Genomic DNA, 25,633 nt, shown 5'->3' with positions numbered 1-25,633 from the left:
TCAGATGATTAAAATTTAAAATAATGTTGTTATCGTGACCCGGATCACTGTTCAGCATAAAACCCGACAAACTATATGTAGGTTAATTGTAATGATTTTGTGAACATCCTATACTGCCGCCAGGTCTCCGGAATATGCTGCTATCCCGAGCCACCCAGCGTTAGCCCGCGTCGTTTGGACTTTTGCGAAAGTTTTTTTCCATGACGAGTGGTTATAGAAAGGACGCTGTCTGACCCGCACGCAGACCGGAGGAAGGGAACAATAAGAACAGCATGTGGGCGTTATTCATGATAAAAAATGTCAAAAAACAAAGACCTGTTAACCTGGATTTGACAACGATCCGGTTTCCCGTAACGGCTATAGCGTCCATTCTCCACCGCGTGTCCGGCGTGATCACTTTTGTGGCGGTCGGTTTACTGCTGTGGTTGCTGGGCACCAGCCTCTCCTCGCCTGAAGGCTTCCTTACCGCGTCGTCCATCATGGACAGCTTTTTTGTCAAATTCATCCTGTGGGGCATTCTTACCGCGCTGGCGTATCACGCCGTCGGTGGTATCCGCCATATGCTGATGGACGTGGGTTATCTGGAAGAAACTTTTGCGGCAGGACAGCGCTCCGCTACGCTTTCTTTTGTTATTACTGTCGTGCTTTCAATTCTCGCAGGAGTCCTCGTATGGTAAGCAACGCCTCAGCATTAGGACGCAATGGCGTACATGACTTCATTCTGGTTCGCGCTACAGCGATTATTCTGACCCTGTACATTATTTACATGGTCGGTTTCTTCGCCATCACCCGCGATATCACCTGGGAAGTCTGGTCAGGTTTCTTTGCTTCCGCATTCACCAAAGTGTTTACCCTGCTGGCACTGTTTTCAGTTTTGATCCATGCCTGGATTGGCATGTGGCAGGTGTTAACCGACTACGTTAAATCACTGGCGCTGCGTCTGACGCTGCAACTGCTTATTGTTATCGCGCTGGTGGCATACGTGATTTATGGATTCGTTGTGGTGTGGGGTGTGTAATGAAACTGGACGTCAGAGAATTTGATGCTGTTGTGATTGGTGCCGGTGGCGCAGGTATGCGCGCGGCGCTGCAAATTTCCCAGAGCGGCCAGACCTGTGCGCTGCTCTCTAAAGTGTTCCCGACCCGCTCGCACACCGTTTCCGCGCAGGGCGGCATTACCGTCGCGCTGGGCAATACCCATGAAGATAACTGGGAATGGCACATGTACGACACCGTAAAAGGGTCGGACTATATCGGTGACCAGGACGCGATTGAATATATGTGTAAAACCGGCCCGGAAGCGATTCTGGAACTGGAACACATGGGCCTGCCGTTCTCCCGTCTTGATGACGGTAAAATTTACCAGCGTCCGTTTGGCGGCCAGTCGAAAAACTTCGGCGGCGAGCAGGCGGCACGCACCGCAGCGGCGGCTGATCGTACCGGTCACGCGCTGCTGCATACGCTTTATCAGCAAAACCTGAAAAACAAAACCACGATTTTCTCCGAATGGTACGCGCTGGATCTGGTGAAAAATGACGATGGTGCCGTGGTTGGCTGTACCGCACTGTGCATCGAAACCGGTAAAGTGGTGTACTTCAAAGCGAAAGCAACCGTGCTGGCGACCGGCGGCGCGGGCCGTATTTACCAGTCCACCACCAATGCGCACATTAATACCGGCGACGGCGTAGGTATGGCGCTGCGTGCGGGCGTGCCGGTGCAGGATATGGAAATGTGGCAGTTCCACCCGACCGGCATCGCCGGGGCAGGGGTACTGGTGACGGAAGGCTGCCGTGGTGAAGGCGGCTATCTGCTGAACAAACACGGCGAGCGCTTTATGGAGCGTTACGCGCCGAATGCAAAAGATCTGGCGGGCCGCGACGTGGTTGCGCGTTCCATCATGATCGAAATCCGTGAAGGTCGCGGCTGCGACGGTCCGTGGGGACCGCACGCTAAATTAAAACTCGACCATCTGGGTAAAGAGGTACTGGAATCCCGCCTGCCGGGTATTCTCGAACTCTCCCGTACCTTTGCTCACGTTGATCCGGTGAAAGAGCCGATTCCGGTGATCCCGACCTGCCACTATATGATGGGCGGCATTCCGACCAAAGTGACCGGTCAGGCGCTGACGGTGAATGAGCAGGGCGAAGACGTGGTGATCCCCGGCCTGTTCGCGGTAGGTGAAATCGCCTGCGTATCGGTCCACGGCGCGAACCGTCTTGGCGGCAACTCGCTGCTTGACCTGGTGGTGTTTGGTCGCGCGGCAGGTCTGCATCTGCTGGAGTCCATCGCTGAGCAGGGCGAACTGCGCGATGCCAGCGAAGCCGATATCGAAAAATCGCTGGAGCGCCTCAATCGCTGGAACAACAACCGCGACGGCGAAGATCCGGTGGTCATCCGCAAAGCGTTGCAGGAATGTATGCAGCATAACTTCTCGGTATTCCGCGAAGGCGACGCGATGGCAAAAGGGCTGGAGCAGCTTAAGCAAATCCGTGAGCGTTTGAAAAATGCCCGTCTGGATGACACCTCCAGCGAATTCAACACCCAGCGCGTTGAATGCCTGGAGCTGGATAACCTGATGGAAACCGCGTATGCGACGGCGGTATCTGCTAACTTCCGCACCGAAAGCCGTGGCGCGCACAGCCGCTTCGACTTCCCGGATCGCGACGATGAAAACTGGCTTTGCCATAGCCTGTATCTGCCGCAGTCGGAATCCATGACGCGTCGCAGCGTCAATATGGAGCCGAAACTGCGCCCGGCGTTCCCGCCGAAGATTCGTACTTATTAATGCGGAGACAGGAAAATGAAATTCGAATTTTCAGTTTATCGTTATAACCCGGATGTTGATGACGCTCCGCGTATGCAGGATTACTCGCTGGAGGGCGAAGAAGGGCGCGACATGATGTTGCTCGATGCCCTGATGCTGCTGAAAGAGCAGGACCCCAGCCTGTCGTTTCGCCGCTCGTGCCGTGAAGGGGTTTGCGGCTCCGACGGTCTGAACATGAACGGCAAAAACGGTCTGGCCTGCATCACGCCGCTCTCGGCGCTGGGCAACGGCAAGAAGAAGATTGTTATCCGTCCGCTGCCGGGCCTGCCGGTGATCCGCGATTTGGTGGTGGACATGGGGCAATTCTACGCACAATATGAGAAGATTAAGCCTTACTTGTTGAATAATGGGCAAAATCCACCCGCTCGCGAGCATTTGCAGATGCCTGAGCAGCGGGAAAAACTCGACGGGCTGTACGAGTGTATTCTGTGTGCGTGCTGTTCAACGTCCTGCCCGTCCTTCTGGTGGAACCCGGATAAGTTCATCGGCCCGGCAGGTTTGCTGGCAGCTTATCGCTTCCTGATCGACAGCCGCGATACTGAAACCGACAGCCGTCTTGAAGGATTAAGTGACGCTTTCAGCGTATTCCGCTGCCATAGCATCATGAACTGCGTCAGTGTGTGTCCGAAGGGGCTAAACCCGACGCGCGCCATCGGCCATATTAAGTCGATGCTGTTACAACGCAGTGCCTGATTGATCGCCCTCTCCCTGGCGCGGGAGAGGGCATAAAAAGTGCAGGAAACCTCTAAAAACTGCCCCCTCTTGCTGACAGTTTTTAAAGGTTCCTTCGCGGGCCAAATGAGAAGAGCTCGCAAGTGAACCCTGGGACGTACGCCTTGCCGCGTGCGTTGTAGTTATCCACGGCGAAGTAAGCATATAGATGCTTAAGGGATCACGATGCAGAACGGCGCAATGCAAGCCTGGCTGGACTCTTCTTACCTCTCTGGTGCCAACCAGAGCTGGATAGAACAGCTCTATGAAGACTTCTTAACCGATCCTGACTCTGTAGACGTCAAATGGCGTACGATGTTCCAGCAGTTACCTGGCACCGGAGTTAAACCGGATCAATTCCATTCCAAAACGCGTGATTATTTCCGCCGCCTGGCGAAGGATGCCTCACGTTACACCTCTTCCGTCTCTGACCCTGACACCAACGTAAAGCAGGTTAAAGTCCTGCAACTGATCAACGCGTACCGCTTCCGTGGGCACCAACATGCGAATCTCGATCCGCTGGGGCTGTGGCAGCAGGAGCGCGTGGCGGACCTCGATCCGTCATTCCATGATTTAACCGAAGCAGATTTCCAGGAAACCTTTAACGTTGGCTCTTTTGCTATCGGCAAAGACACGATGAAGCTTGGCGAGCTGCTGGACGCGCTGAAGCAGACCTACTGCGGTTCGATTGGCGCGGAATACATGCACATCACCTCCACCGAAGAGAAACGCTGGATCCAGCAGCGTATCGAATCCGTGGCCGGTCACGCGAACTTTAGCGTTGAAGAGAAAAAACGGTTCCTCGGCGAACTGACGGCGGCAGAAGGGCTGGAGCGCTACCTGGGGGCTAAATTCCCCGGCGCGAAACGCTTCTCGCTGGAAGGCGGCGATGCGCTGATCCCGATGCTCAAAGAGATGATCCGCCACGCCGGTAAAAGCGGCACCCGCGAAGTGGTGCTGGGCATGGCGCACCGTGGACGACTGAACGTCCTGATTAACGTGCTCGGCAAACAGTCGCAGGATTTGTTTGATGAGTTTGCCGGTAAGCATAAAGAACACCTCGGCACCGGTGACGTGAAATACCACATGGGCTTCTCGTCGGATATCGAAACCGAAGGCGGTCTGGTACACCTGGCGCTGGCGTTTAACCCGTCGCATCTGGAAATCGTTAGCCCGGTGGTGATGGGGTCCGTGCGCGCGCGTCTGGATCGTCTGGACGAGCCGAGCAGCAATAAAGTGCTGCCGATCACCATCCACGGCGATGCCGCCGTGACCGGGCAGGGCGTGGTGCAGGAAACCCTGAACATGTCGAAAGCGCGGGGCTACGAAGTGGGCGGCACCGTGCGGATCGTGATTAACAACCAGGTCGGTTTTACGACGTCCAACCCGCTGGATGCGCGCTCCACGCCGTACTGTACTGACATCGGTAAAATGGTGCAGTCGCCGATTTTCCACGTTAACGCCGATGACCCGGAAGCCGTGGCTTTCGTCACCCGCATTGCGCTGGATTTCCGTAATACCTTTAAACGTGATGTGTTCATCGATCTGGTGTGCTACCGCCGTCACGGCCATAACGAAGCCGACGAGCCGAGCGCGACCCAGCCGCTGATGTATCAGAAAATCAAGAAGCACCCGACGCCGCGTAAGCTGTACGCCGATCGTCTGGAGCAGGATCGGGTTGCGACGCTGGAAGATGCGACTGAAATGGTGAACCTTTACCGCGACGCGCTGGATGCCGGTGAGTGCGTGGTGAAAGAGTTCCGCTCGATGAATATGCACTCCTTCACCTGGTCGCCGTACCTTAACCACGAGTGGGATGAAAGCTATCCGAACAAAGTGGAAATGAAGCGTTTGCAGGAACTGGCGAAGCGCATCAGTACCGTGCCGGAAGCCATTGAAATGCAGTCGCGGGTCGCGAAAATCTACGGCGACCGTCAGGCGATGGCGGCGGGTGAAAAACTGTTTGACTGGGGCGGCGCGGAAAACCTCGCCTACGCCACGCTGGTGGATGAAGGCATTTCCGTGCGTCTGTCCGGGGAAGACACCGGTCGCGGCACCTTCTTCCACCGTCATGCGGTGATCCACAACCAGGCAAACGGCTCAACCTATACCCCGCTGCACCACGTTCACAATGCGCAGGGACCGTTTAAAGTCTGGGACTCGGTGCTGTCTGAAGAAGCGGTGCTGGCGTTTGAATACGGCTATGCCACCGCAGAGCCGCGCACCCTGACCATCTGGGAGGCGCAATTCGGCGACTTCGCCAACGGTGCGCAGGTGGTGATTGATCAGTTCATCTCTTCCGGCGAACAGAAATGGGGCCGGATGTGCGGACTGGTGATGCTGCTGCCGCACGGTTACGAAGGGCAGGGACCGGAGCACTCCTCCGCCCGTCTGGAGCGTTACCTGCAACTGTGCGCCGAGCAAAACATGCAGGTGTGCGTGCCGTCCACCCCGGCGCAGGTGTACCACATGCTGCGTCGTCAGGCGCTGCGCGGAATGCGTCGCCCGCTGATCGTCATGTCGCCAAAATCGCTGCTGCGTCACCCGCTGGCAGTCTCTACGCTTGAAGAACTGGCAGACGGTGCTTTCCAGCCAGCCATTGGCGAGATTGATGAACTCGATCCGCAGGCGGTGAAGCGCGTGGTGATGTGTTCTGGTAAGGTTTATTTCGACCTGCTGGAGCAGCGCCGCAAAAACGATCAAAAAGATGTCGCCATTGTGCGCATCGAACAGCTCTACCCGTTCCCGCATCAGGCGGTACAGGAAGCGCTGAAGCCTTACGCTCACGTCCATGATTTTGTCTGGTGCCAGGAAGAGCCGCTTAACCAGGGCGCATGGTATTGCAGCCAGCATCATTTCCGTGAAGTGATTCCCTTTGGGGCTGCCCTGCGCTATGCAGGCCGCCCGGCCTCCGCCTCACCGGCGGTAGGATATCTGTCCGTTCACCAGAAACAGCAGCAAGATCTGGTCAATGACGCGCTGAACGTCGATTAAATAAAGGATAAATAATGAGTAGCGTAGATATTCTCGTTCCTGACCTGCCTGAATCCGTTGCGGATGCGACCGTGGCAACCTGGCATAAAAAACCGGGCGATGCGGTAAAACGTGATGAAGTGCTGGTAGAAATCGAAACTGACAAAGTGGTACTGGAAGTACCGGCATCGGCGGATGGCGTTCTGGATGCCGTGCTGGAAGACGAAGGCGCGACCGTAACTTCCCGCCAGATCCTGGGCCGCCTGCGCGAAGGCAACAGCGCCGGTAAAGAAACCAGCGAGAAGTCAGAAGCGAAAGAATCGACCCCGGCCCAGCGTCAGCAGGCATCGCTTGAAGAGCAAAATAACGATGCGCTCAGCCCGGCGATCCGTCGCCTGCTGGCCGAGCACAATCTTGACGCCAGCGCCATCAAAGGCACCGGCGTGGGCGGGCGTATTACCCGTGAAGATGTGGACAAACATCTGAGCAAAGCGCCGGCAAAAGCGGAAGAGAAAGCGCCGCAGGCGGCTGCCGCAGCCGCAGCCGCTGCTCCGCAACCGGGTAACCGTTCAGAAAAACGCGTGCCGATGACCCGTCTGCGCAAGCGCGTTGCCGAGCGTCTGCTGGAAGCGAAAAACTCCACCGCCATGCTGACGACCTTCAACGAAGTCAACATGAAGCCGATTATGGATCTGCGCAAGCAGTACGGCGATGCCTTCGAAAAACGTCACGGTATTCGTCTGGGCTTTATGTCGTTCTACGTAAAAGCGGTTGTCGAAGCGCTGAAACGCTACCCGGAAGTGAACGCCTCTATTGATGGCGATGACGTGGTGTACCACAACTACTTCGATGTCAGCATGGCCGTTTCCACGCCGCGCGGCCTGGTGACGCCGGTACTGCGCGACGTTGACGCGCTGGGCATGGCAGACATCGAAAAACGCATTAAAGAACTGGCGCTGAAAGGACGTGACGGCAAGTTAACGGTGGAAGATCTGACCGGCGGTAACTTCACCATTACCAACGGCGGCGTCTTTGGCTCGCTGATGTCCACGCCGATCATCAACCCGCCGCAGAGCGCGATCCTCGGTATGCACGCCATTAAAGATCGTCCGATGGCGGTTGACGGTAAAGTGGAGATCCTGCCGATGATGTATCTGGCGCTCTCCTACGATCATCGCCTGATCGACGGCCGTGAATCGGTAGGTTTCCTGGTCGCCATTAAAGATCTGCTGGAAGATCCGACCCGTCTGCTGCTGGACGTGTAGTAGTAAAGAATATCACCTGCCCGCAGGTCGGCTGGCCTGCGGACATAAAGATAACGACTATCTGAAGGATGGACAGAACACATGAACTTACATGAATACCAGGCAAAACAACTCTTTGCCCGCTATGGTTTACCCGCGCCGGTAGGCTATGCCTGCAATACGCCGCGCGAAGCAGAAGAGGCGGCGTCGAAAATTGGTGCGGGTCCGTGGGTGGTGAAATGCCAGGTCCACGCGGGTGGTCGCGGTAAAGCGGGCGGCGTAAAAGTCGTCAAAAGCAAAGAAGAAATTCGCGCCTTCGCTGAGCACTGGCTGGGTAAACGTCTGGTGACCTACCAGACGGATGCTAACGGTCAGCCGGTGAACCAGATCCTGGTGGAAGCGGCGACGGACATTGATAAAGAGCTGTACCTCGGCGCGGTCGTCGATCGCAGTTCGCGTCGCGTGGTATTCATGGCGTCTACCGAAGGCGGCGTGGAAATTGAAAAAGTGGCGGAAGAAACCCCGCACCTGATCCACAAAGTGGCGCTCGATCCGCTGGCCGGTCCGATGCCGTATCAGGGACGTGAACTGGCGTTTAAACTGGGTCTGGAAGGTAAACAGGTTCAGCAGTTCACCAAAATTTTCATGGGCCTGGCGACTATTTTCCTTGAGCGCGATCTGGCGCTGATCGAAATCAACCCGCTGGTGATCACCAAACAGGGCGACCTGATTTGCCTCGACGGCAAACTGGGCGCGGACGGCAACGCGCTGTTCCGCCAGCCGGATCTGCGCGAAATGCGCGACCACTCGCAGGAAGATGCGCGTGAATCACAGGCTGCGCAGTGGGAACTGAACTACGTTGCGCTCGATGGCAACATCGGCTGCATGGTTAACGGCGCGGGTCTGGCGATGGGCACCATGGACATCGTTAAACTGCACGGCGGCGAACCGGCGAACTTCCTCGACGTGGGCGGCGGCGCAACCAAAGAGCGCGTCACCGAGGCGTTCAAAATCATTCTTTCCGACGACAACGTGAAAGCGGTGCTGGTTAACATCTTCGGCGGTATCGTCCGCTGCGATCTGATTGCCGACGGCATCATCGGCGCGGTCGAAGAAGTCGGTGTTAACGTGCCGGTAGTGGTACGTCTGGAAGGGAACAACGCTGAACTGGGCGCGAAACGCCTGGCAGACAGCGGCCTGAATATTATTGCAGCGAAGAGTCTGACGGATGCAGCCCAGCAGGTCGTTGGCGCAGTGGAGGGGAAATAATGTCAGTTTTAATTGATAAGAACACCAAAGTGATCTGCCAGGGTTTTACCGGTAGCCAGGGGACATTCCACTCCGAACAGGGGATTGCCTACGGTACGCAAATGGTCGGCGGCGTGACGCCGGGCAAAGGCGGCACTGAGCATCTGGGTCTGCCTGTGTTCAACACCGTGCGTGAAGCGGTGGAAGCCACCGGCGCAACCGCCTCGGTGATCTACGTTCCGGCACCGTTCTGTAAAGATTCGATTCTGGAAGCGATCGACGCGGGTATTAAGCTGATTATCACCATTACCGAAGGCATCCCGACGCTGGATATGCTGACGGTAAAAGTGAAGCTGGACGAAGCGGGCGTGCGCATGATTGGCCCGAACTGTCCGGGCGTCATCACACCGGGCGAATGCAAAATCGGCATTATGCCGGGACACATTCACAAGCCGGGTAAAGTGGGCATCGTCTCCCGTTCCGGTACGCTGACCTACGAAGCGGTTAAGCAGACGACCGACTACGGTTTTGGCCAGTCCACCTGCGTGGGCATCGGCGGCGACCCGATCCCCGGCTCTAACTTTATCGATATTCTGAAGCTGTTCCAGGAAGATCCACAGACCGAAGCGATTGTGATGATCGGTGAGATCGGCGGCAGTGCAGAAGAAGAAGCGGCGGCGTATATCAAAGATCACGTCACCAAACCGGTGGTCGGCTACATCGCGGGCGTCACCGCGCCGAAGGGTAAACGTATGGGCCACGCGGGCGCAATCATCGCGGGCGGCAAAGGCACGGCGGATGAAAAATTCGCGGCGCTGGAAGCGGCAGGCGTGAAAACCGTACGCAGCCTGGCGGATATCGGCGAAGCGCTGAAAGCGATTATTAAGTAAAGGGCTCCCCGAAGAGGGAGCTGGTTTTCGACATGGTTGGCCGCTGAAAAGCGGCCTTTTTTTATGGTGCCTCAGGCAGCGGAATCGTTATCGCGTCCGGGGGATTAACGCCCACGCCGGGCAACAAGAGTAAATTTATAATCGTCGTTTCTGAAGACGTTGCGGCTGTATTCAAACACTCTGCCGTCTTTCAGGAAACCGCGCGAGATTTTTTCGAGGATCGGCTGATGGGCGTCGATCGCCAGCGCGGTAATCGCTTCTTCGGAAGGCATCACCGGGACCAGCTCCTGCTCGCTGCGGTCAATAATCATTTTTTTGATCTGTTCAATGTAGCGATATTTTGAATTTTCCATCACTTCCCACGTCAGGTCGGCGAACAGGGCCAGCGGCATCCAGGTCTCTTCCAGATTCACCGGTTTCTGCTTGATAAAGCGCACCCGTTTGATGTGCCAGACTTTTTCCTCTGCGGCGATCTGGAGCTTTTCTGCCAGCCACGGCTCGGCCGGGATCACCTCAAATACTCTGACGTCGCTGTGGGTATCTACGTTACGGTCGGCCAGCTTCTCGTAAAAGCTGGTGAGCTGGTAGATATCGTAATTCACCCGCTCTTCTTTTACGTACGAACCGCTGCCCTGAATGCTTTCAATGATCGACTCGGTGGTGAGCTGCCGGAGCGCCTGGCGCACGGTGACGCGGCTGACGTTGAACTGCTCCTGAAGCGTGGATTCCGTGGGCAGCGCATCGCCGGGTTTCAGATCGCCGCGCTGGATGCGTTCGCGCAGGGCGTCGGCGATTTGCCGGTACATCGGTTTGTTGGACATTACGTTGCTGGCTCCTGGCGTGCGCCGAAATAATACCTTTCCAGCAATTATCCGCGTCGTTGATAAAATGTAAATAATACAAATTAAATACAAATTTCAAAGAAAGCGAAAATGATCACATAAATGTATTACTTTCTGCGCCATGATAAAGATCATCCGCAGCGAGAAAGGCTGCCCTTTATGAATCAGTGGGGATCATGATGAACCTGACGACATTAACGCACCCGGAGGCGATCTGCCTGCAAACGACGTTCGACAGCCGGGATGCGGCCATCCACGCGCTGGCGCAACGGCTGGCACAGCTTGGCAAAATCACACATCTGGATCAGTTTCTTGACGACGTATTTGCCCGTGAAGCGCAGGGGCCAACCGCACTGGGGGAAGGGCTGGCGGTGCCGCACGGCAAAAGCCATGCGGTGAAAGACGCCGCTTTTGCCGTGGCGACGCTGCGCGAGCCGGTAAGCTGGCAGGGCGTGGACGGGCCGGAACAGGTGGATTTAGTGGTCCTGCTGGCGATCCCGCCTGCCGAAGCCGGATCGACTCATATGCAGTTGTTAACTGCATTAACCAGCCGCCTGGCTGACGATGCGGCGCGCGCGGCTGTCAGCGCAGCCAGCACGCCGGAACAGCTTTTAACCGCACTGGCATCCGACGACGAGCGGGCGAAAGAAGTGGCGGTCGCCGCCGATGCGCCGGTGGTTGTCTGCGTCACCGCCTGCCCGGCGGGGATCGCGCACACCTATATGGCAGCGGAATACCTCGAAAAAGCCGGGAAAAAGCTGGGCGTGCGGGTATACGTTGAAAAGCAGGGCGCGAACGGCATTGAAGGGCGGCTGACGGCGGAGCAGCTTAATGCTGCGCGGGCGTGTATTTTCGCGGCGGAAGTGGCGGTGAAAGAATCGGAGCGCTTTAACGGCATACCGGCGCTGAACGTGCCGGTGGCAGAACCCATCCGCCGCGCCGAAGCCTTAATCCAGCAGGCGCTGGCGCTGAAACCCGGCGGCGCGCAGCGGGTTACGCAGGTGCAGGAGGAAAGCAAAAAGAGCGTTAAAACCGAATTAAAACAGGCGCTGCTAAGCGGGATTTCTTTTGCCGTACCCCTGATCGTGGCGGGCGGCACGGTGCTGGCGGTTTCGGTACTGCTGGCGCAGATGCTGGGCCTGCAACCTCTTTTCGATCAGGAGAACTCCTGGCTGTGGATGTACCGCAAGCTGGGCGGCGGCATTCTCGGCACGCTGATGGTGCCTGTGCTGGCGGCCTATACCGCGTATTCGCTGGCCGATAAACCGGCCCTGGCACCCGGTTTTGCGGCGGGGCTGGCAGCCAATATGATCGGCTCCGGCTTTCTTGGCGCGGTCGTCGGCGGGCTGATTGCCGGGTATCTGATGCGCTGGGTGAAAGCGCATATCCGCCTGAGCAGCCGGTTTAACGGTTTTCTGACGTTCTATTTATATCCTGTTCTCGGCACGCTGGTGGCGGGCAGCCTGATGCTGTTTGTGATCGGCGAACCGGTCGCGTGGATTAACAACGGGCTGACCAGTTGGCTGAAGGGGTTATCCGGCACCAATGCGCTGCTGCTGGGGGCGATCCTCGGCTTTATGTGTTCCTTCGACCTCGGCGGGCCGGTCAATAAGGCCGCCTACGCCTTTTGCCTCGGCGCAATGGCGAACGGCGTTTTCGGTCCGTATGCCATTTTTGCCTCGGTGAAGATGGTTTCGGCGTTTACCGTCACCGCCTCCACCATGATTGCGCCGCATCTCTTTAAAAGCTTTGAAATCGAGACCGGCAAATCAACCTGGCTGCTGGGGCTTGCCGGGATCACCGAAGGCGCCATTCCGATGGCGATTGAAGATCCGCTCCGGGTCATCGGGTCATTTGTGCTGGGGTCGCTGGTGACCGGCGCGGTTGTCGGCGGAATGCACATCGGCCTCTCCACGCCGGGGGCGGGAATTTTCTCACTGTTCCTGCTGCACGACGGCGGTCTGGGCGGCGCGATTGCGGCGGCGGGCTGGTTTGGCGCGGCGCTGCTCGGCACGGCTATTTCCACCTGTGTATTGGTGCTGTGGCGACGCCACGCGGTGCGGGCGGGTAAATACTTCCCTGACAGCGCTACGATCTGATTTTGATTGAAAGGAAACGAAGATGAAAGCTGTATCTCGCGTTCACATTACGCCGCATATGCACTGGGACAGAGAGTGGTACTTCACCACCGAAGAGTCCCGCATTTTACTCGTCAATAATATGGAAGAAATCCTCACCCGTCTGGAGCAGGATGCGGAGTACAAATACTACGTTCTCGACGGGCAAACGGCGATCCTCGAAGATTATTTTGCGGTAAAACCGGAAAACAAAGCGCGGGTGACGGCGCTGGTGCAGGCGGGCAGGCTGATCGTCGGCCCGTGGTATACGCAAACCGACACCACCATTGTGGCAGGCGAGTCTGTCCTGCGTAATTTGCTTTACGGGATGCGCGACTGCCTGGCGTTTGGCGAGCCGATGAAAATCGGTTATTTGCCGGATTCGTTCGGCATGTCCGGGCAGCTTCCGCAAATCTACAACGGCTTTGGTATTACGCGCACCATGTTCTGGCGCGGCTGTTCCGAGCGTCACGGCACCGATAAAACAGAATTCCTCTGGCAGAGCGGGGAGGGGAGCGAAGTGGTGGCCCAGGTGCTGCCGCTGGGTTATGCCATCGGCAAATATTTGCCGGAGGACGAAGAGGGGCTGCGTAAACGTCTCGACAGCTACTTTGAAGTACTGGAAAGCGCCTCGATCACCAAAGAGATCCTGCTGCCGAACGGCCACGATCAGATGCCGCTCCAGCAAAATATCTTTGCGGTGATGGCTAAACTGCGTGAAATTTATCCGCAGCGAGAATTTGTGATGAGCCGCTTTGAAGAGGTCTTCGAACGTATTGAGCAACAGCGCGATGCGCTGGCAACGCTGAAAGGCGAATTCATTGACGGCAAATATATGCGCGTGCACCGCACCATCGGCTCCACGCGGATGGATATCAAAATTGCCCACGCACGAATTGAAAACAAAATCGTTAATCTGCTGGAGCCGCTGGCGACCCTCGCCTGGACGCTGGGCTTTGAGTATCAGCACGGCCTGCTGGAAAAAATGTGGAAAGAGATCCTCAAAAATCACGCCCACGACAGTATCGGCTGCTGCTGTAGCGATGAAGTGCATCGCGAAATCATGAGCCGCTTCTGGCTGGCGGAAGATATGGCCGATAGCCTCATTCGCTTTTATATGCGCAAAATCGTCGACAATATGCCGCAGCAGGCGGGCGATAAACTGGCGCTCTTCAACCTGATGCCGTGGCCGCGTAAGGAAGTGGTCAACACCACCCTCCGCCTGCGCGCCGCCGCCTTCCGCTTGCAGGACAGCGAAGGCCACGATGTGCCGTATTACATTCGCGCGCAACGGGAGATTGACCCCGGCCTGGTGGACCGCCAGATCGTCCATTACGGCAACTACGATCCCTTTATGGAGTACGACATCCAGCTGTGCCAGGTGCTGCCCGCGATGGGCTATCTGACGCTGCATATTTTACCCGGCGAAGCGGGGACGCAGGCGGCCGTACCGGCGCAGAGCGACGCGCTACTGGAAAACGACGGCTGGCGGATCGTGCTCAACGATGACGGCACGTTGAAAATGACCGATAAAGACAGCGGTCTGGTGTACGACCGGGTGCTGGAATTTGAAGACGGCTCCGACGACGGTGACGAATATGATTATTCCCCGCTGCGCGAAGAGTGGCTGCTCACCTCCGCCGGGACGACCCGCCTGATGAATGTCACCCACGATGCGTGGCAAAGCCGGGCAACGCTGCGCAGTGAAATGGCTGTTCCTGTGGATCTGGCGCAACGCGCCGCGCGTCAGCGTGATGGCAGGCTGATTATCGACAGCACTATTACGCTGAGCCATCACAGCAAACGCGTGGATTTTGACCTGCGGATTGTGAATCAGGCCGACGATCACCGCGTGCGGGTGCGCATTCCGGTGCCGTATAAAGCGCAAACGGTTCTGACCGATACCCAGTTTGGCGCTGTTACGCGCCCGGTCAGCGATCCGGCGATGGCAAACTGGCAGGAAGAGGGCTGGAAAGAAGCGCCGGTGCCGGTGTGGAATCTGCTTAATTACGCCGCCTTGCAACATCAACGCCACGGCCTGGCGCTGTTCAGCGAGGGGTTGCGCGAGGTGGAAATCATTGGCGAAGAACGCAGCGCGTTTGCGCTGACGCTGCTGCGCGGCGTCGGGCTGCTCGGCAAAGAAGATTTGCTCCTGCGACCGGGGCGGCCTTCCGGGATCAAAATGCCGGTGCCGGATTCGCAGTTGCGCGGGGAACTTCAGTGTCGCTTCAGCCTGTGGCCGTTCGTGGGGTCACCGCTTAATGCGGGCGTCGCGCAGCAGGCAAGGTGCTGGCTGACGCCGGTACAGTGCTACAACAAAATCCCCTGGGACGCCATGAAACTCAACCGCAGCACGCTGACCGCGCCGGAAAACTACAGCCTGTTCAGTATGCCTTCCACCGGCTGTCAGCTAAGCGTGCTGAAAAAGGCGGAAGATCGCGACGAACTGATTGTGCGTCTCTTTAACCCGTCGGACAGCGAAAACGCGCAGACGATGCTGATGTTTAATCAGCACCATCCGCACTGTCAGGAAACCGGGATGGACGAACAGTTCCGCGCGCAGGGCGCGGACATCACCGCCCGGCCCGTCAGCTTCCGCCCAGGACAGGCGCGAACGTGGAGCGTTAAGATTTAAATCTCACCCCCGCAAAGCCACTCAATGAGTGGCTTTGTTATTCACCGGAAGTATCAATCAGCGGTGTTAATTTTCACGGGTTAGTAAGTAAAATAAATGTAATAAACAACGATAACCACTCTGGCTACATGAAAACAGGCTCAGACCGCCGTATTTTTTCCTCTGGCGGCGTTAATTTTTTTCCCCTCATTAATTTAACCTGCGGGCGCAGGCTTTTCGCAATAATTGACCGTCATCAATGTTATTAAAAGATCATGTTTTTAACATGGTTTTTACTCTGGACGCCAAATACGAACATAATTAACAATTATCGCTAAAATTGATTTAAATCAAAAAGTAATACTTTGAAAAATGCACCAGAAAGGGCTAAATTGTTGCAGATCAAATCTGCCGCAAACTGATAAAATGTGCAGATCTTGATCGCCATCTAAAATCGTAAAATTACTCTGTAAAAACCTGTTTATTGCAAGGGTTTTACGGCGTAGTATATTCGCGGGATCAATTTGAGTTTTTTATTAACGTATTTGTAACTTTTCAGTATAAAAGTGAGAACGCAATGATAAATCCGCATTCTACGGCAGAAAAGCTACATATAATTTGTATTGGGGCATGCGTGTGATCCTTTCTAACGGGGTTCACTCTCGGAGTCTTCATGCGATGAGCAAGGAGTCATAATGTTAGATATCGTCGAACTGTCGCGCTTACAGTTTGCCTTAACTGCGATGTACCACTTTCTGTTTGTGCCGCTGACGCTGGGTATGGCGTTTTTGCTGGCCATTATGGAAACGGTGTACGTGCTTTCCGGCAAACAAATTTATAAAGATATGACCAAATTCTGGGGCAAGTTGTTTGGTATCAACTTTGCGCTGGGTGTGGCAACCGGTCTGACTATGGAGTTCCAGTTCGGGACTAACTGGTCATACTACTCTCACTATGTGGGCGATATCTTCGGTGCGCCGCTGGCCATCGAAGGGTTGATGGCGTTCTTCCTGGAGTCCACGTTCGTCGGGCTGTTTTTCTTCGGCTGGGATCGCCTGAGCAAAGTGCAGCATATGGCGGTAACGTGGCTGGTGGCGCTTGGCTCTAACCTCTCCGCGCTCTGGATCCTCGTCGCTAACGGCTGGATGCAGAACCCGATTGCCTCAGACTTCAACTTCGAAACCATGCGTATGGAGATGGTGAGCTTCTCCGAGCTGGTGCTGAACCCGGTTGCCCAGGTCAAATTCGTCCATACCGTGGCTTCCGGCTACGTTTGCGGCGCGATGTTTATTCTCGGTATCAGCGCATACTACATGCTGCGCGGTCGCGACTTTGCCTTTGCTAAACGTTCGTTTGCTATTGCAGCCAGCTTCGGCATGGCGGCGGTGCTGTCCGTTATTGTTCTGGGTGATGAATCCGGTTACGAAATGGGCGACGTGCAGAAGACTAAACTGGCGGCCATTGAAGCCGAATGGGAAACGCAGCCTGCGCCTGCTTCCTTTACGCTGTTTGGTATTCCCGATCAGGATTCTCAGGAGAACCATCTCGCTATCCAGATCCCTTACGCGCTGGGCATCATTGCCACCCGTTCGGTTGACACGCCGGTTATCGGCCTGAAAGACCTGATGGTGCAGCACGAAGAGCGTATTCGTAACGGGATGCGTGCTTACCACCTGCTGGAAGAGCTGCGTGCCGGTTCTACCGATCAGGCCGTGCGCGATCAGTTCAACAGCGTGAAAAAAGACCTTGGCTATGGCTTGCTGCTCAAGCGCTATACGGAAAACGTCTCTGATGCTACCGAAGCGCAAATCCAGCAGGCAACTAAAGACTCTATTCCGCGCGTTGCGCCGCTGTACTTTGCGTTCCGTATTATGGTGGGCTGCGGCATATTAATGCTGCTGATCATCGCCGCCTCTTTCTGGAGCGTGATCCGCAACCGTATCGGGCAGAAAAAATGGCTGCTGCGCACCGCGTTCTACGCGATCCCGCTGCCGTGGATTGCCATCGAAGCGGGCTGGTTTGTGGCAGAGTACGGCCGTCAGCCGTGGGCCATTGGTGAGGTGCTGCCGACCGCAGTCGCTAACTCATCGTTGACACCGGGCGACCTTATCTTCTCCATGCTGTTAATTTGCGGCCTGTACACCCTGTTCCTGGTGGCAGAGTTGTTCCTGATGTTCAAATTTGCACGCCTTGGCCCAAGCAGCCTGAAGACCGGTCGTTATCACTACGAGCAGTCTACCGTCGCTTCGCAACCGGCACGCTAAGACAGGAGTCGTCAAATGATTGATTATGAAGTATTGCGTTTTATCTGGTGGCTGTTGATTGGCGTGCTGCTGATCGGTTTTGCGGTTACCGACGGATTCGACATGGGGGTGGGGATGCTCACCCGTTTCCTCGGCCGTAATGACACCGAGCGTCGGATCATGATTAACTCCATCGCCCCGCACTGGGACGGCAATCAGGTATGGCTGATCACCGCCGGTGGCGCACTGTTCGCTGCCTGGCCGATGGTTTACGCCGCGGCGTTTTCCGGCTTTTATGTGGCGATGATCCTCGTGCTGGCGTCGTTGTTCTTCCGTCCGGTCGGGTTTGACTACCGCTCGAAGATTGAAGTCTCCCGCTGGCGCAACATGTGGGACTGGGGCATTTTCATCGGTAGCTTTGTGCCGCCGCTGGTGATCGGCGTGGCGTTCGGCAACCTGTTGCAGGGCGTACCGTTCCACGTAGATGAATACATGCGTCTGTACTACACCGGAAACTTCTTCCAGTTGCTGAACCCGTTTGGCCTGCTGGCGGGCGTGGTGAGCGTGGCGATGATCATCACCCAGGGCGCGACTTACCTGCAAATGCGTACCGTCGGCGAACTGCATCTGCGCGCGCGTACCACCTCGCAGATTGCGGCGCTGGTTACCATGATCTGCTTCGCGCTGGCTGGCGTTTGGGTGGTCTACGGTATTGATGGCTATGTCGTGACCTCCGCCATTAATCATCATGCTGCTTCAAACCCGCTGACTAAAGAAGTTGCGCGTCAGGCCGGTGCATGGCTGGTGAACTTCAATAATATGCCTGCTCTGTGGCTGATCCCGGCGCTGGGCGTAGTGCTGCCGCTGCTGACGATCCTGCTGTCACGTCTGGAAAGAGGGGCGCTGGCCTTTGTTGTCTCTTCTCTGACCCTGGCGTGCATCATTCTCACTGCGGGTATTGCGCTGTTCCCGTTTGTCATGCCGTCAAGCACCATGATGAATGCCAGCCTGACGATGTGGGATGCCACCTCCAGCCAGATGACGCTGAATCTGATGACCTTTGTTGCGCTGGTATTTGTGCCGATTATCCTGCTCTACACCGGCTGGTGTTACTGGAAAATGTTCGGTCGCATTACGAAAGAACAGATCGAAAGCAACACTCACTCTATGTATTAAGTAAGGAGCTAAATATGTGGTATTTCGCATGGATCCTCGGAACGCTTCTTGCCTGTGCATTCGGCGTGATCACTGCGCTGGCGCTTGAACACGTTGAAGCGGCCAAAGCAGGCGAAGAAAAACACTGATGAAAACGATTATCGCGTCTCTTTATGCGGTAATGGACAAGCGCCCGTTACGGGCGCTTTCTTTAGTGATGGCATTACTGCTGGCAGGCTGCATGTTCTGGGACCCGACCCGCTTTGCGGCGAAGACCAGCGGACTGGCAATCTGGCACGGACTGGTGCTGATGTGGGCGGTTTGTGCCGGGGTGATCCACGGCGTCGGTTTTCGCCCGCGTGCGGTGGTCTGGCAGGGCATATTTTGTCCACTTGTTGCCGATGTCGTCCTGATTGCAGGCTTGATTTTTTTCTTTAGTTGAGCAAGTACACACCTTTACGATTATGGGCTTGCAAAAGCCCATAAATTTTTACTCTACGTTTACTTCAACCCATTCCAAACAACCTTTCCCGCGCGTATAGTAGCGAAGTTTGAAAGCTCTAACCTTTTTTGCGTTACTGGGATGTAAAGTGAATACAACGCTGTTTCGATGGCCGGTACGTGTCTACTATGAAGACACCGACGCCGGTGGTGTGGTTTATCACGCCAGCTACGTGGCTTTCTATGAGAGAGCACGCACAGAGATGCTGCGTCATCATCACTTCAGTCAGCAGGTTCTGCTGGCTGAACGGGTTGCCTTTGTGGTTCGCAAAATCACGATCGAGTATTTTGCGCCCGCCAGACTCGATGACATGCTCGACGTTCAAACGGAAATAACATCGATGCGTGGTACCTCGCTGGTGTTCACGCAGCGCATCGTCAATGCAGAGAATAAAATCCTGAACGAAGCTGAGGTTCTGATTGTCTGCGTTGATCCACTCTTAATGAAGCCTCGTGCGCTTCCCAAGTCTATTGTCGCGGAGTTTAAGCAGTGACTGACATGAATATCCTTGATTTGTTCCTGAAGGCTGGCCTTCTGGTTAAACTTATCATGCTGATCTTAATTGGCTTTTCAATCGCGTCCTGGGCCATCATCATCCAGAGAACGCGCATCCTCCATGCCGCTGCGCGTGAAGCGGAAGCGTTCGAAGATAAATTCTGGTCGGGGATTGAGCTTTCTCGCCTGTATCAGGAAAGCCAGGGGCGTCGCGATAGTCTGGCGGGCTCTGAGCAAATCTTCTATAGCGGCTTTAAAGAGTTCGCCCGACTGCACCGCGCTAATAATCACGCGCCGGAAGCGGTCGTGGAAGGGGCTTCCCGCGCTATGCGTATTTCCATGAACCGCGAGCTGGAAAGCCTGGAAACGCATATCCCGTTCCTCGGCACCGTTGGCTCTATCAGCCCTTATATCGGCCTGTTCGGTACGGTATGGGGGATCATGCACGCGTTTATCGGTCTCGGTGCGGTAAAACAGGCCACCCTGCAAATGGTTGCGCCGGGTATCGCAGAAGCGCTGATCGCGACCGCGATCGGTCTGTTTGCGGCAATTCCGGCGGTAATGGCGTACAACCGCCTGAACCAGCGCGTTAACAAACTCGAACTGAACTACGACAACTTCATGGAAGAATTTACCGCCATTCTGCATCGTCAGGCGTTTAGCAGCAGCGAGAGCAATAAGGGGTAAATCATGGCTAAAGCACGTGGACGTCGGAGCCGTCGCGAAGTCAAGTCCGAAATCAACATCGTACCGCTGCTGGACGTGTTGCTGGTGCTGGTGCTGATCTTCATGGCGACAGCGCCGATTATTACCCAGAGCGTGGAAGTTGATCTCCCGGAAGCCCAGGAGACGGAGGCCGTTAATTCCAACGACGAGCCGCCGGTGATTGTGCAGGTTTCCGGCATTGGGCAATACAGCATCAAGGTGGGCGGCGAGACGCTTCCGCAGTTGCCGCAGGAGCAGGTCATTGCCGAAGCGCAGAGCCGTCTGAAAGCGAATCCGAAAGCGGTCTTTTTAATCGGTGGCGCGAAAGACGTGCCTTATGATGAAATTATTAAAGCGCTGAACCTGTTACATACTGCGGGTGTGAAATCGGTTGGTTTGATGACGCAGCCTATTTGATCCGACATATTTTCTCCGCTGTGCAAACGGCGGGTAACAGGCGAACTGTTTTTGGGAACCGAGAGTGTCAAAGGCAACCGAACAAAACGACAAGCTTAAACGAGCGATAATCATTTCAGTCGTGCTGCACGTTATTCTGGTGGCAGGGCTGATCTGGAGTTCGTTCGATGAGCATATTGAAGCTTCCGCAGGCGGGGGAGGCGGCTCTTCTATTGATGCCGTGATGGTTGATTCCGGCGCGGTCGTTGAGAACTATAATCGCACCAAAGCACAGGAAGCGAGCGCCCGCCGTGCCGCTGAGCAACGCAAAAAGCAGGAACAGCAACAGGCGCAGGAGCTACGTGATAAACAGGCTGCTGATCAGGAAAAGCTAAAGCAGCTTGAGAAAGAAAAACTGCAGGCGCAGGAAGAAGCGGCGCAGCAGCAAGAAGAACAGAAAAAAGCTGAAGAAGCGGCGCAGCAGGCGAAAACGCAGCAAAAACAGGCTGAGGAAGCGGCGGCGAAAGCGCAAGCGGAGGCAAAAGCCAAAGCGGATGCCCAGGCTAAAGAAGCGGAGGCGGCAGCGAAGAAAGCGGCAGCGGATGCGAAGAAACAGGCCGACGCCGAGGCGGCAAAAGCCGCTGCCGTAGCGAAGAAACAGGCTGAAGCTGCTAAAACGGCTGCCGAAGCGGAGAAAAAAGCTAAAGCGGACGCAGCTCAGAAAGCCGCTGCTGAAAAAGCCGCCGCCGAGCAGAAAGCCGCAGAAAAAGCGGCTGCAGATAAGAAAGCCGCTGCCGATAAAAAGGCTGCTGCTGACAAAGCTGCGGCTGAAAAAGCGGCCGCCGATAAGAAAGCGGCTGCGGACAAGAAAGCCGCTGCTGATAAAAAAGCCGCCGCCGACAAGGCCGCAGCAGATAAAGCAGCAGCAGCCAAAAAAGCTGCCGCTGAAAAAGCCGCAGCGGATGCTGCGGCTGATGATATCTTTGGCGATCTTAGCTCCGGTAAGAATGCACCGAAAACCGGTGGCGGAGCGAAAGGGAATAATGCTTCTCCGGCAGGGAGTGGTAATACTAAAAATAATGGCGCATCAGGCGCGGATATCAGCAACTATGCCGGGCAGATTAAAGCTGCCATCGAAAGCCGTTTTTATGACGCATCGTCTTATGCAGGTAAAACCTGTACGCTGCGCCTGAAACTGGCTCCTGACGGCTTACTGCTTGATATCCAGTCTGAAGGTGGCGATCCCGCGCTCTGCCAGGCTGCTCTTACAGCGGCTAAACAGGCGAAGATCCCAAAACCACCAAGCCAGGCGGTATACGAAGTCTTTAAAAATGCACCGCTGGACTTTAAACCATAGGTTAAACTTTGACCGTGAGAGCGGCAGAAGAATCACCTCTGGTAGTGACAGGGTGAAAGTAGTTTTGTCCATTTTAGTTTGTTAACATTCTGCTAAATTATCGTGGGCTTTCCGCCTGGATAAGGGAGATATGATGAAGCAGGCATTACGAGTAGCATTTGGTTTTCTGATTATGTGGGCGGCAGTGCTGCACGCAGAAGTCCGCATCGTGATCGACAGCGGTGTGGAAGCGGGCCGCCCAATTGGTGTGGTGCCTTTTCAGTGGGCGGGGCCTGGTGCCGCGCCTGAAGATATCGGCGGTATCGTGGGTGCAGACCTGCGTAACAGCGGTAAATTTAATCCATTAGATCGCGCCAAGCTGCCACAGCAGCCGGCAACCGCACAGGACGTTCAGGCGGCTGCCTGGACTGCGCTTGGCATTAACGAAGTTGTTGTGGGTCAGGTGACGCCAAACCCGGACGGAAGCTACAGCGTGGCTTACCAGCTGGTTGACGTGAGCGGCGGTGCGCCGAACGTACTGGCGCAGAACACGTATAAAGTGAACAAGCAGTGGCTGCGTTATGCAGGTCATACTGCCAGTGATGAAGTCTTTGAAAAAATCACCGGTATTAAAGGCGCATTCCGTACTCGTATCGCCTACGTAGTGCAGACCAACGGCGGTCAGTTCCCGTATGAACTGCGCGTTTCTGATTACGATGGCTACAACCAGTTTGTGGTTCACCGTTCACCGCAGCCTTTGATGTCTCCGGCCTGGTCTCCGAAAGGTGACAAGCTCGCTTACGTCACCTTTGAAAGCGGTCGTTCTGCGCTGGTGATCCAGACGCTGGCGAACGGTGCCGTGCGTCAGGTGGCTTCCTTCCCGCGTCACAACGGTGCACCGGCATTCTCACCGGACGGCAGCAAACTGGCGTTTGCCCTGTCTAAAACCGGTAGCCTTAACCTGTACGTGATGGACGTTGGCTCTGGTCAAATCCGCCAGGTAACTGATGGTCGCAGCAACAACACTGAACCCACCTGGTTCCCGGACAGCCAGAATCTGGCCTTTACCTCTGACCAGGCCGGTCGTCCGCAGGTCTATAAAGTGAACGTCAACGGCGGTGCGCCGCAGCGCATTAGCTGGGAAGGTTCACAAAACCAGGATGCTGATGTCAGCAGCGATGGTAAATTTATGGTAATGGTTAGCTCCAACGGTGGGCAGCAACACATTGCTAAACTGGATCTCGGAGCGGGTGGCGTACAGGTTCTGTCGTCAACGTTCCTGGATGAAACGCCAAGTCTGGCACCTAACGGCACTATGGTAATCTACAGCTCTTCTCAGGGGATGGGTTCCGTGCTGAATTTGGTTTCTACAGATGGGCGTTTCAAAGCGCGTCTTCCGGCAACTGATGGACAGGTCAAATTCCCTGCCTGGTCGCCGTATCTGTGATAATAAATAATTGATTAATAAAGGAATCATTGAAATGCAACTGAACAAAGTGCTGAAAGGGCTGATGATTGCCCTGCCTGTTATGGCAATCGCAGCGTGTTCTTCCAACAAGAATGCCAGCAACGACGGTAGCGAAGGCGGTATGCTGAACGGCGCTGGCACTGGTATGGATGCTAACGGCGGCGGCAACGCGTCTTCTGAAGAGCAGGCACGTCTGCAGATGCAGCAACTGCAACAGAACAACATCGTTTACTTCGATCTGGACAAGTACGATATCCGTTCTGACTTCGCTGCAATGCTGGATGCGCACGCTAACTTCCTGCGTAGCAACCCGTCTTACAAAGTCACCGTAGAAGGTCACGCGGACGAACGTGGTACTCCTGAGTACAACATCTCCCTGGGTGAACGTCGTGCCAGCGCCGTTAAAATGTACCTGCAGGGTAAAGGCGTTTCTGCTGACCAGATCTCCATCGTTTCTTACGGTAAAGAAAAACCTGCAGTACTGGGTCACGACGAATCGGCTTACGCCAAAAACCGTCGCGCCGTACTGGTTTACTAAGAGAATGGCATGAGCAGTAACTTCAGACATCAACTACTGAGTCTGTCGTTACTGGTTGGAATAGCGGCCCCCTGGGCCGCTTTTGCTCAGGCACCAATCAGTAGTGTCGGCTCCGGCTCGGTCGAAGACCGCGTCACTCAACTTGAGCGTATTTCAAATGCTCACAGCCAGCTTTTAACCCAGCTCCAGCAGCAGCTTACTGACAATCAGACCGATATTGACACCCTGCGTGGTCAGATTCAGGAAAGTCAGTATCAGCTCAGTCAGGTCATTGAGCGTCAGAAACAGGTGCAGTTGCAGATAGATAGCCTTGGCAGCAGCGGCGCAGCGGCGCAGCCTGCGAACGGCGATCAGAGCGGGGCGGCCAGCGCAACACCAGCGCCAGCGCCGAATGCGGGCGCGTCGGCGTCAGGCGCACCGGTCCAAAGCGGCGATGCCAATACCGATTACAATGCGGCTGTCGCGCTGGTGCAGGATAAATCGCGCCAGGATGATGCCCTCACCGCCTTTCAGAACTTCATCAAAAAGTACCCGGATTCAACCTACCTGCCGAATGCGAATTACTGGCTCGGACAGTTGAATTACAACAAGGGGAAAAAGGATGACGCGGCGTATTATTTTGCGAATGTGGTAAAAAATTACCCGAAATCGCCAAAAGCTGCTGATGCCATGTTCAAGGTCGGGATCATCATGCAGGAAAAAGGTGATACCGCGAAAGCGAAAGCCGTTTACCAGCAGGTGATCAACAAGTATCCAGGCACCGACGGAGCCAAACAGGCGCAAAAACGTCTTTCTGGTCTGTAATGATTAGCGCATGACCAGAAAGCGCTTTATTTCTGGTCTTGCTGCATGAATCATAAGCAGTTAAGTGATCTTCCTCAAAATTTTTGTTGCGCTGAATTCTTAAATCAGTAATATATGCCGCCGTTGCCACGGGATATCAAACAAGCCTGAAGCAGCCGAAAAGCAGTAAAATAGTGGGTCGTTAGCTCAGTTGGTAGAGCAGTTGACTTTTAATCAATTGGTCGCAGGTTCGAATCCTGCACGACCCACCACTAACCAGCGCAGTAACGGGTGATTAGCTCAGCTGGGAGAGCACCTCCCTTACAAGGAGGGGGTCGGCGGTTCGATCCCGTCATCACCCACCACCGCTCGGGTCGTTAGCTCAGTTGGTAGAGCAGTTGACTCTTAATCAATTGGTCGCAGGTTCGAACCCTGCACGACCCACCATCATCAGGTGGACCCGAGCAAGCAGTATCTTCGAAGGCGTGACCCGATGGGTCGTTAGCTCAGTTGGTAGAGCAGTTGACTTTTAATCAATTGGTCGCAGGTT

The 25,633-nt window shown here is 55.4% G+C and carries 22 protein-coding genes and 3 tRNA genes; 24 read left to right on the top strand and 1 reads right to left on the bottom strand.

What is annotated here, in order from left to right; translation table 11 throughout:
• Nucleotides 1–272 precede the first annotated feature (272 nt).
• The 8 genes from sdhC (at nt 273) to sucD (ending at nt 9,889) form a co-directional block, all read left to right on the top strand.
• Nucleotides 273–677, top strand: a complete 405-nt coding sequence (sdhC, locus tag RT197_RS09210) for a succinate dehydrogenase cytochrome b556 subunit (RefSeq protein WP_312949561.1) — start codon at nt 273–275, stop codon at nt 675–677.
• The gene (sdhD, locus tag RT197_RS09205) at nt 671–1,018 is read left to right on the top strand and encodes a succinate dehydrogenase membrane anchor subunit (protein WP_312949559.1); all 348 of its coding nucleotides are present in this window, start codon (nt 671–673) and stop codon (nt 1,016–1,018) included. Before sdhC ends, sdhD begins: the two co-directional genes overlap by 7 nt.
• Entirely contained in the window at nt 1,018–2,784 is a 1,767-nt protein-coding gene (gene sdhA / locus RT197_RS09200; protein WP_312949556.1) for a succinate dehydrogenase flavoprotein subunit, read from the top strand. The genes sdhD and sdhA overlap by 1 nt, the downstream gene beginning before the upstream one ends.
• Nucleotides 2,785–2,799: 15 nt before the next feature.
• On the top strand, nt 2,800–3,516 hold the full coding sequence (locus RT197_RS09195; RefSeq protein WP_312949553.1) for a succinate dehydrogenase iron-sulfur subunit: 717 nt from the start codon (nt 2,800–2,802) through the stop codon (nt 3,514–3,516).
• Nucleotides 3,517–3,720: 204 nt separating this feature from the next.
• Nucleotides 3,721–6,528, top strand: a complete 2,808-nt coding sequence (sucA, locus tag RT197_RS09190) for a 2-oxoglutarate dehydrogenase E1 component (protein WP_312949550.1) — start codon at nt 3,721–3,723, stop codon at nt 6,526–6,528.
• Between the two features lie 14 nt (nt 6,529–6,542).
• Complete coding sequence (gene odhB / locus RT197_RS09185; RefSeq protein ID WP_312949547.1) at nt 6,543–7,772, top strand: 2-oxoglutarate dehydrogenase complex dihydrolipoyllysine-residue succinyltransferase; 1,230 nt, start codon at nt 6,543–6,545, stop codon at nt 7,770–7,772.
• Nucleotides 7,773–7,853: 81 nt separating this feature from the next.
• Entirely contained in the window at nt 7,854–9,020 is a 1,167-nt protein-coding gene (gene sucC, locus RT197_RS09180; RefSeq protein WP_103677500.1) for an ADP-forming succinate--CoA ligase subunit beta, read from the top strand.
• Nucleotides 9,020–9,889, top strand: coding sequence for a succinate--CoA ligase subunit alpha (sucD, locus tag RT197_RS09175; protein ID WP_312949542.1), 870 nt, complete (start codon nt 9,020–9,022; stop codon nt 9,887–9,889). Before sucC ends, sucD begins: the two co-directional genes overlap by 1 nt.
• Nucleotides 9,890–9,993: 104 nt before the next feature.
• Here sucD and RT197_RS09170 read toward each other — a convergent pair whose 3' ends face one another.
• Nucleotides 9,994–10,710, bottom strand: coding sequence for a GntR family transcriptional regulator (locus tag RT197_RS09170; RefSeq protein WP_312949540.1), 717 nt, complete (start codon nt 10,708–10,710; stop codon nt 9,994–9,996).
• 200 nt (nt 10,711–10,910) lie between these two features.
• On the opposite strand from RT197_RS09170, the gene mngA reads away from it, so the two are divergent.
• The 16 genes from mngA (at nt 10,911) to RT197_RS09090 (ending at nt 25,530) form a co-directional block, all read left to right on the top strand.
• Complete coding sequence (gene mngA, locus RT197_RS09165; RefSeq protein WP_312950442.1) at nt 10,911–12,830, top strand: PTS 2-O-a-mannosyl-D-glycerate transporter subunit IIABC; 1,920 nt, start codon at nt 10,911–10,913, stop codon at nt 12,828–12,830.
• Between the two features lie 22 nt (nt 12,831–12,852).
• Nucleotides 12,853–15,483 carry a mannosylglycerate hydrolase gene (gene mngB / locus RT197_RS09160; RefSeq protein ID WP_312949539.1) on the top strand — a complete coding sequence of 877 codons (2,631 nt, stop codon included), beginning with the start codon at nt 12,853–12,855 and terminating at the stop codon, nt 15,481–15,483.
• Nucleotides 15,484–16,157: 674 nt separating this feature from the next.
• On the top strand, nt 16,158–17,726 hold the full coding sequence (gene cydA, locus RT197_RS09155) for a cytochrome ubiquinol oxidase subunit I (protein WP_312949537.1): 1,569 nt from the start codon (nt 16,158–16,160) through the stop codon (nt 17,724–17,726).
• Nucleotides 17,727–17,741: 15 nt separating this feature from the next.
• Nucleotides 17,742–18,881, top strand: a complete 1,140-nt coding sequence (gene cydB / locus RT197_RS09150) for a cytochrome d ubiquinol oxidase subunit II (protein WP_312949535.1) — start codon at nt 17,742–17,744, stop codon at nt 18,879–18,881.
• A gap of 14 nt (nt 18,882–18,895) precedes the next feature.
• A complete protein-coding gene (cydX, locus tag RT197_RS09145) occupies nt 18,896–19,009 on the top strand; it encodes a cytochrome bd-I oxidase subunit CydX (RefSeq protein WP_271281493.1) in 114 nt (37 codons plus the stop codon).
• Nucleotides 19,009–19,302 carry a cyd operon protein YbgE gene (gene ybgE / locus RT197_RS09140; RefSeq protein ID WP_312949524.1) on the top strand — a complete coding sequence of 98 codons (294 nt, stop codon included), beginning with the start codon at nt 19,009–19,011 and terminating at the stop codon, nt 19,300–19,302. Before cydX ends, ybgE begins: the two co-directional genes overlap by 1 nt.
• Nucleotides 19,303–19,450: 148 nt before the next feature.
• On the top strand, nt 19,451–19,855 hold the full coding sequence (gene ybgC / locus RT197_RS09135) for a tol-pal system-associated acyl-CoA thioesterase (protein WP_312949522.1): 405 nt from the start codon (nt 19,451–19,453) through the stop codon (nt 19,853–19,855).
• The gene (tolQ, locus tag RT197_RS09130; RefSeq protein WP_312949519.1) at nt 19,852–20,544 is read left to right on the top strand and encodes a Tol-Pal system protein TolQ; all 693 of its coding nucleotides are present in this window, start codon (nt 19,852–19,854) and stop codon (nt 20,542–20,544) included. The genes ybgC and tolQ overlap by 4 nt, the downstream gene beginning before the upstream one ends.
• A 3-nt stretch (nt 20,545–20,547) precedes the next feature.
• Entirely contained in the window at nt 20,548–20,979 is a 432-nt protein-coding gene (gene tolR / locus RT197_RS09125; RefSeq protein ID WP_312949517.1) for a colicin uptake protein TolR, read from the top strand.
• 64 nt (nt 20,980–21,043) lie between these two features.
• Nucleotides 21,044–22,315 (top strand): cell envelope integrity protein TolA, encoded by a 1,272-nt coding sequence (gene tolA, locus RT197_RS09120; RefSeq protein WP_312949514.1) that lies wholly within the window; start codon nt 21,044–21,046, stop codon nt 22,313–22,315.
• A gap of 133 nt (nt 22,316–22,448) precedes the next feature.
• On the top strand, nt 22,449–23,741 hold the full coding sequence (gene tolB / locus RT197_RS09115; protein WP_312949513.1) for a Tol-Pal system beta propeller repeat protein TolB: 1,293 nt from the start codon (nt 22,449–22,451) through the stop codon (nt 23,739–23,741).
• Nucleotides 23,742–23,775: 34 nt separating this feature from the next.
• Entirely contained in the window at nt 23,776–24,300 is a 525-nt protein-coding gene (gene pal / locus RT197_RS09110; protein WP_312949510.1) for a peptidoglycan-associated lipoprotein Pal, read from the top strand.
• A 9-nt stretch (nt 24,301–24,309) separates the two neighbouring features.
• On the top strand, nt 24,310–25,104 hold the full coding sequence (gene cpoB, locus RT197_RS09105; RefSeq protein ID WP_312949508.1) for a cell division protein CpoB: 795 nt from the start codon (nt 24,310–24,312) through the stop codon (nt 25,102–25,104).
• Between the two features lie 175 nt (nt 25,105–25,279).
• Nucleotides 25,280–25,355 (top strand) — tRNA-Lys (locus RT197_RS09100).
• Nucleotides 25,356–25,372: 17 nt separating this feature from the next.
• Nucleotides 25,373–25,448, top strand: a tRNA-Val gene (locus RT197_RS09095).
• Between the two features lie 6 nt (nt 25,449–25,454).
• Nucleotides 25,455–25,530, top strand: a tRNA-Lys gene (locus RT197_RS09090).
• The last annotated feature ends 103 nt before the right edge of the window (nt 25,531–25,633 follow it).

This window comes from Superficieibacter sp. (genome assembly GCF_032071645.1).
GTDB lineage: Bacteria > Pseudomonadota > Gammaproteobacteria > Enterobacterales > Enterobacteriaceae > Superficieibacter.
The sequence above is the reverse complement of the archived record's forward strand: the minus strand, read 5'-3'. Positions and strand labels throughout refer to the sequence as shown.